Below are 6,362 nucleotides of genomic sequence, written 5' to 3' on the forward strand. Positions count from 1 at the left end.
GAGCTGCAGGAGCTTCTACGACTGTTGCTCGGCACAGAAAGGCAGTCGCCCTTCTTGCGCCAACGTCGGTCCGGCAAATAGGCCGACGGCAGGAAAAGTTCTGGTCATCGCAATATTCCGTCGGACCTGGTTGAGCTGATTCCCGCTTCGATTGTATCGCATTCTCCTGAGAGATGGCGCCACAACCTTGGCCGGCTATCCCCTGAAAGAGCAAAATAGGATCGACGGGCGGAGTCGATACTTGGCATCTCGCGGCCCCGAGTCCGGAGTTCGAAATACCCCTACCCCTGACCCATCCGGCGATTTCGCTGAGGGGCGCCTGAAGCTCTATTCACGATGTTCGGCGCCGAGGACCGTATTGGTTGCAGGGTCGAATGGACAGCCTTGCGCGAACGTGCCGCCGCCGACCGCGCCGATCCGAATGATATTGCCGGCACGGTCAAAAGGCATCGGTAGACCATCGAGCAGATCGCAAGCGATCAGTACGACGACGGGCAACGAAATCCCGGTCGTTCGGACCGAGCAGCTCGTGCCGGCCGGCGGACGGCCCAACGACCGGACCGCGGCTCAAGCGCGACACCCTGACGCAGTGAGCCTGACGAATCAGTCAGCTATTTTACCTGTGGTAGTCTTTTACTTTTACTACTCGCGATCTTTTGCTCTGACGCCGTCCTGATAGTGCCTTTTTTGTGCTGGGGAGGACATTTATGCGAGGCTCTCGCGCAATCCTTTACGTCGAACAACTTAGCGAACTCACTTCTCAGCTCTCAGAATTGGAAGATCTTCGAGGTCTGGTCGACGAAGCAGAGCGTCACGCCCGCGGTGTGCCCCCATTTCGCTTCACACGCCCTACTTCGCGCCGCCTTCGAAGTCGCAAACCGAGCGCCCTCTCTGTCCCATTCCGCCGCCTCACGCCACCAAGCTGGAACGCAGGAGCTCTCAGCCCTGACAACACAACCAAATCGATCGGACCTTGCTTGAGCCATTCCCCGATGGATGATGGGCTTCCCCCTGAGCCGCTCCAAGCGCGACCTTGACGAACAGATCGATCCATGGTGACAGCCGCGCAAGAGGCGTCAAAGGTCCTTGCCGATCGCATCTTGGAATAATGCCCTTTCCACCCTGATTTGCCGGTCCATAAGATGGCTCGTGAGCATTGTGGCGGCGTTCTTGATCTGCCTCTTTATCTATGCCGGGTCCGTCTTCGTTGCGGCCTTGAGCCTAGTTTCGGCCGTGCGAAGCGGAGATGCCGCTGAGGTGATGGCCGTACGAATTTGCCGCGCATCCGGCATTCGATCGTCGACCAGCCACAATTTTTGGTCCGCGCTGCGCACGGGGAACGACCCCGGTCGTCCCGGGGCTGGCGCCGGACGCGCCGGGGCCGCCCGACGTGCCACCGAAGCAGCGCGCCGTTGCCATCTTGCTTCCGGCAATAACTAGCTGGTGTATCATTTGATAGAACGGGCGCTAAATCCCGCTTCCCTCTTTCGAATGAATCCTCGGAGATGCCAGAACGGCACCAATCCCTCCCGACGCAAAAATGAGATATCCTGCCCCGACTCAGGGAGCCTCCCATGGCTAAAAAATCAATAGTCGAACGAATTTCAGACACTGTAAAAGAGATCGTGGACACCGCCTCGACTGCAGCCGCGGATGCTATGAAGCCCGATCCAGAAGCGGTTGCCGGAGTGACCAACGAGCAAGTCTACATTCCTGAAGCGACCGATGCTGCCGCTGTTCCGCCGCCGATCATCACTCGGAAGAAGAAGCGCGTTCCTGCCCCTATGAGAGCTAACAGACGGGTCGCAGCTGCTCGTACAAAGAAGACCGTATCCGCGGCGAAGAAGTCTGCCAAGAAGCCGGCTAAAACGCCACCCAAGGAGGCTGCAAAGAAAGCCGCACCACAGAAGGCGACCAAGAATTCTGCGTCTAAGAAGACCGCGAAGAAGAGCAAGAGTAAATCGAAGCGCTAGCGCTCCTTCGCGGAGCAGTTCGTTGCGACCACCAGAAACGACTCATGCTTTACTTCTGCGGCGCTCGGGTCTTCCTCCCCGTGTTCGTCCTTCACAGCCCGGCCGTCCTGACAGTCGGGGTAGAACCTTGTGATCCCCCAATGCGATGCCTTTACAACGGCTGAAGCTTTCTAGCCGGTTACTTTCACGTCTCGAACTGGGACGGGCGAAACCACATTTCTTTCAGACTCCTCTCCTAAGCATTACGCAGGAGGCCGATGATGAAGCCATCAGAGATTTACAAAGAGAACGCAGACAACTGCGCAACGCTCGCTGAAGGGGAACCATCTAAGAATAGTCCGGCTTACAAGCGGTACCGGCGCATGGAAGAGGCGTGGCGAGCTTTAGCCGAGGAGCAGGAATGGCTAGATGGGGAAGTGCCCCCCGTCGGGTCAAACCGAGCCGACACAACGAAAAAGCGGCCCGGTTAGGGCGGCTACGTCGGAGCATTCAATAGGTTGCGAGGTACTTCCGCTTTGATGGTGGCATGTCCCCTCCTGCTAGACGCCACACGCCAACGGCCGAGCGCTCAAGATCACCTTCGGCGAGATGCGCGAGATGGGCCTACGCGGTGTCCTGGTCTGCTGCCACTCCGGCCACAACGTTGCACTCAGCGCCGCTCGCTGGTCGGACGATGTTGCCTGTCTGATATCGAGGCGCGTTGTGTATGCGCCGGATGCGGCAACCGAGGGGCTCAGGTCAGACCGGATTTTAGCACCGGCAAGCCGCCGCAGTTTGCGAGATCGAGCGCTCGTTGGAGGAACGAACGCGCAGAGGAAAAATTGCAGGTTTTGTTAGCTCTCTTCTTCGAGCTGGCGGAGCGGCCCCGGCATCAACCCTCAAGCCCCCAAGCCGGGGTCGTCTCTCAGTGCGCCAGCTTCCGCTGCCAACATATCCCGGATAGCTTCCGACCGCCACCCTTTCATCTGCCAAATTGACATAGGCGACCGCTAAATCAAACTGGGCGCCAAGACGGTCCTGGAAAAAGCGGCCCCAGGCAGATGATTCCTGAGGCCGGAAGTTCTACGCGTCCGCTCCGAGACATCGCCCGGAGCTGGAGGCGAACGCACCCAGATTGCCGAATGTTCCCGATCCCCATGGACCTGAGAGCCGGGGCACTGATGCACGTTAAGCCTTCTGCCGATTGTGAAACTGATCATATTGCGAGCCAGAGATGCTGCGGTACGATCATCGCACCGGGGCTGGCTGCATATTTCACCTAGTCGTTTTTGACCCGGAATTTTTGACCGCGCGGGCCGCAGCAGCAGTCCCCCTGCTGCGGCCTTCGTGATCACGGCTCTTAGTACCAATGACTTCGCGTCCTGTGCCATTGGAGAAGGTATTATGCCCAAAGAGAAAAATTGCCTGATTGTTCGTGCTGCGGGAAGACAACTGGACCTGTTACGCGACGAAGCCTCCCGCATCGCAAAAGGCAGTAACGTCGATTGGTGGATCGATCAGGCAGAGGTCGGCACTCGCTTTTGCTTCGAGGATACAAAAGCAAAAGAGTCATTCGCTCTCGCTTGTGACAACTTCGGTATTCCCTGCCAAGACGGCTAGTCCGCAGTTGAGCTGTAAGCCAGCGGCAGGGCCGCACAACCATCATAGCAGTCCAGCCCTATCCGGCTCCCGTGCCTGGAGGTCCGCACCTGATCCGAAGCACGTGAACCGAGCCCGTCAGCGCCGGCGCCGACAGCGGGCCATGAAGCAACGCACTGGCCGAGATAAGGGCCAAGCTGTTCCCGTCTGAACTCGTTGTCACCCGCTCTGAGGCCATCGCACTGAGATCAGATTGCGCTGTGTAGAGCCCGCCTGAATGGGGCGCGAGATCAGAACCAGGTGCGGTTATTTTGGAAGCATGCCTGTTTGGTGCGGTCCCAGATGAAATCCCCGCCGCCGCAGGGTGGACGGGGGCGAGCGGTCGCCGGGCATTCGTTCCGAACCTTGGCTCCCGTGCCCCAGCCGTCGACGACACATGCGCCACCGGTTGTCCTATGACAGCCCTCGCCACAGCCACCCGCTGCGTGCGCCCCACTAGCAGCAGCCAGAACCGTGGTCGCGAGGAGCATTCCTTGTAAGATTTTTATCACGCCAGACTCCTTCGAAGCGAATGACCCGAGCGAGAAGGAACAGATCATAACTCCTGCCGTGCCTCTTAGCTACGATCAGCGCGGCGCGAAGTCCCCGGCTCCCCACGAACCGCTCGATGGATGCGCTCCCCGTTCGAAGCTGTTGATCCAGCATTTTTACAAACTACAACCAGGTCAGCACAGCTGCATTTTTCGAATCATCCACCTGTCTCCGGACTGGAGGGACGTTCTGTTCCCGAGGCGCGTGTGAGCCACTTTGCCTCGGTCCTGCTCTTGCTGGCCAACTTGATGCTAACGCTATGTTTCGGCTTGGCAGCGTGGCGCGTTTCCGACGAGGGGACGCTGGTAAACCCGTAGCATTGGCCTAGGCTGGATGCAAACCTCGGCCAACTGACATATCCGCGTACCCCTCGCATTTTGATCTCGCGGGCTGCTGAGCGCAGGCGACCACCTGCCCCGCTATGCGCCGCGACGCTGCTACGCTCTCAACGGCAAGGCGGTCCTGAAGCATATGACGTCTAGAGTGGGTCACGAGCGGCCTTTGGTGTCCCAGGCTGCTTACTTCCGCTTGAGCTCCGGGGACCATCATCAGCGCCGGTCAGAATGTCCGAGATGGGCCCAACAGCAGACTCGTGCAGCGCAGAAGATCGTTATTCAATCACCTCGGCCGAGCAGCGTCGCAGGGAGATCGATGCCGAGCGCCTTGACCTTCGAGAACATCGGAATGCTCCCGGTCCTCAACCCGGAGGTCTGCAATCGGTGGTCATTAGCGGACAATCAACTCGTCAGCCCTCGCGACCAAATGCTGAGGAACAGATAGGCCCATATCTTTGGCAGCTTTGAGGTTGATCGCAAGATGGAATTCGCTCGGCCCTTCGACGGGCAAATCACTTGGCTTTGCCCCGTTGAGGATCTTCTCGACGAAATATGCGCCCCGACGCCATATTCCATCAATTGTAGGACCAAAGGCAAGCAGTCCGCCGCTCTGCACCCATTCTCGATATTCATGGGCGTTCGGAATTTTGTTTTCTATTCCGAAGTCGACAATCCTCTTCCGATCAAAGACGAACATCGGATCGGTGACGGTAGTCATCGCATCAATCATCGGATCCTGCCTTTTGCGCAGGATTGAAGCAAACGCGACCTCAAATTCCGGCGGTGAACGAACTTCAAACGTTCCACGATCACGTCGACATTCTGCCGGACCAGATCGGCAGCCATCCCAGGCAGAAGTTCCGAATGTCCTTTTGCCTCCCGCCATTCGATGGTGAGATTGTTGCCCTCCGAATAGCCGCGATCACTTAATTCGCGAACGAAGCCGTTTACCCAAGGATAGCTGCTCAAATTAGCCGTCAGATATCCAATGCGGTAAATCTTTTTAGATTGCGCGCTTGAGCCGCCAGCGGCCACACCGCAGCGCCGCCGAGTGCCGTTATGAACTCGCGCCGCTTCATGTCTGATGCCTCGGCAAAGGTAGAGACAACCTATCACTCGCCCCAAACTAACACATTGGGACTGGCCGGCCATGACTTCTGCCACAGAATCTCGAGTACGCCTGCCAGCCGCGCGATGTGCGGTGCGGGTTCAAAAGCGAAAACCTCAACGCGAGCATATTCAGTCCGCTAAGCCCCATGGAACGGACCTCAATGAGACGTGGATGGGCCACTTGCAGACATCGCGCGAGCGGTGTGCATTTCGAGGCAACCGTATTTCGCTTTCGGACGCGTGCAGCAAGATCAAACGCCCACCCTCAAAGAGGATGGGCGCGTGGTGACTTACGACATGATGACGTCCTACTTCTTCTCGGCGCTGGCTTCCTTAGCTGGAGGCGGCTTCATGCCGACGGTCAACTGGCGGATTTTTAAAGCGCCGCCTTCACGTATGTCGATGGCGCCCCAGAACACTGTAACCTTGGTGGCGTCGCCGCTCTTAGGGTCCTTACCGAAGATGTCGGTCTCGCCGTTGGCAACGACCAGATCGTTGTTGATGACCGACATGTTGCCGACTCTGATCTCTATATGATCGGTGCCGTTCTTGAAGTTGTTTTCGTATACGGTCTTGAGATCGGAAAACACACCGCCCGGGTTGATCTGGACCCCGTCCTTTGTATAGAGCGCAGCGACACAGGCCGCGTCTTTCTTGGCGACGCAGTCGGTGTAGGGTAAGCGCGAATTTCCCTGCACCTTTTGCTTTTGAGTGCTCTGATGCATGAGGTGTCCACCAAAATAGGTGGACACCTTGTGATGGCAGACGATGATCA

The 6,362-nt window shown here is 57.8% G+C and carries 6 protein-coding genes; 2 read left to right on the forward strand and 4 right to left on the reverse strand.

What is annotated here, in order from left to right; genetic code table 11:
- Positions 1–327: 327 nt before the first annotated feature.
- On the reverse strand, positions 328–498 hold the full coding sequence (locus tag IVB42_RS30820) for a hypothetical protein (protein WP_018460462.1): 171 nt from the start codon (positions 496–498) through the stop codon (positions 328–330).
- Positions 499–1,574: 1,076 nt separating this feature from the next.
- On the opposite strand from IVB42_RS30820, the gene IVB42_RS30825 reads away from it, so the two are divergent.
- Together IVB42_RS30825 and IVB42_RS30835 are read left to right on the forward strand one after the other, a co-directional pair.
- Entirely contained in the window at positions 1,575–1,973 is a 399-nt protein-coding gene (locus IVB42_RS30825) for a hypothetical protein (protein WP_094183477.1), read from the forward strand.
- Positions 1,974–3,356: 1,383 nt separating this feature from the next.
- The gene (locus tag IVB42_RS30835) at positions 3,357–3,572 is read left to right on the forward strand and encodes a hypothetical protein (protein ID WP_247294782.1); all 216 of its coding nucleotides are present in this window, start codon (positions 3,357–3,359) and stop codon (positions 3,570–3,572) included.
- A 1,296-nt stretch (positions 3,573–4,868) separates the two neighbouring features.
- Here IVB42_RS30835 and IVB42_RS30840 read toward each other — a convergent pair.
- The 3 genes from IVB42_RS30840 to IVB42_RS30850 all read right to left on the reverse strand — a co-directional run bounded on the left by IVB42_RS30840 (position 4,869) and on the right by IVB42_RS30850 (position 6,312).
- Complete coding sequence (locus IVB42_RS30840; RefSeq protein ID WP_018460464.1) at positions 4,869–5,207, reverse strand: ABC transporter substrate binding protein; 339 nt, start codon at positions 5,205–5,207, stop codon at positions 4,869–4,871.
- Positions 5,204–5,512 (reverse strand): hypothetical protein, encoded by a 309-nt coding sequence (locus IVB42_RS30845; RefSeq protein WP_157643160.1) that lies wholly within the window; start codon positions 5,510–5,512, stop codon positions 5,204–5,206. The genes IVB42_RS30840 and IVB42_RS30845 overlap by 4 nt, the downstream gene beginning before the upstream one ends.
- Before the next feature lie 383 nt (positions 5,513–5,895).
- Positions 5,896–6,312 carry a nuclear transport factor 2 family protein gene (locus IVB42_RS30850; protein ID WP_247471651.1) on the reverse strand — a complete coding sequence of 139 codons (417 nt, stop codon included), beginning with the start codon at positions 6,310–6,312 and terminating at the stop codon, positions 5,896–5,898.
- Positions 6,313–6,362 lie beyond the last annotated feature (50 nt).

Origin of the sequence: Bradyrhizobium sp. 45 (assembly GCF_023073155.1) — a bacterium.
Classification (GTDB): Bacteria; Pseudomonadota; Alphaproteobacteria; order Rhizobiales; family Xanthobacteraceae; genus Bradyrhizobium; species Bradyrhizobium canariense_D.

Bases quoted from the DNA above. Each gene is read 5' to 3' on its own strand.
- IVB42_RS30850 (WP_247471651.1), bottom strand. From the start codon at position 6,312: ATGCATCAGAGCACTCAAAAGCAAAAGGTGCAGGGAAATTCGCGCTTA.
- IVB42_RS30840 (WP_018460464.1), bottom strand. From the start codon at position 5,207: ATGATTGATGCGATGACTACCGTCACCGATCCGATGTTCGTCTTTGAT.
- IVB42_RS30825 (WP_094183477.1), top strand. From the start codon at position 1,575: ATGGCTAAAAAATCAATAGTCGAACGAATTTCAGACACTGTAAAAGAG.
- IVB42_RS30835 (WP_247294782.1), top strand. From the start codon at position 3,357: ATGCCCAAAGAGAAAAATTGCCTGATTGTTCGTGCTGCGGGAAGACAA.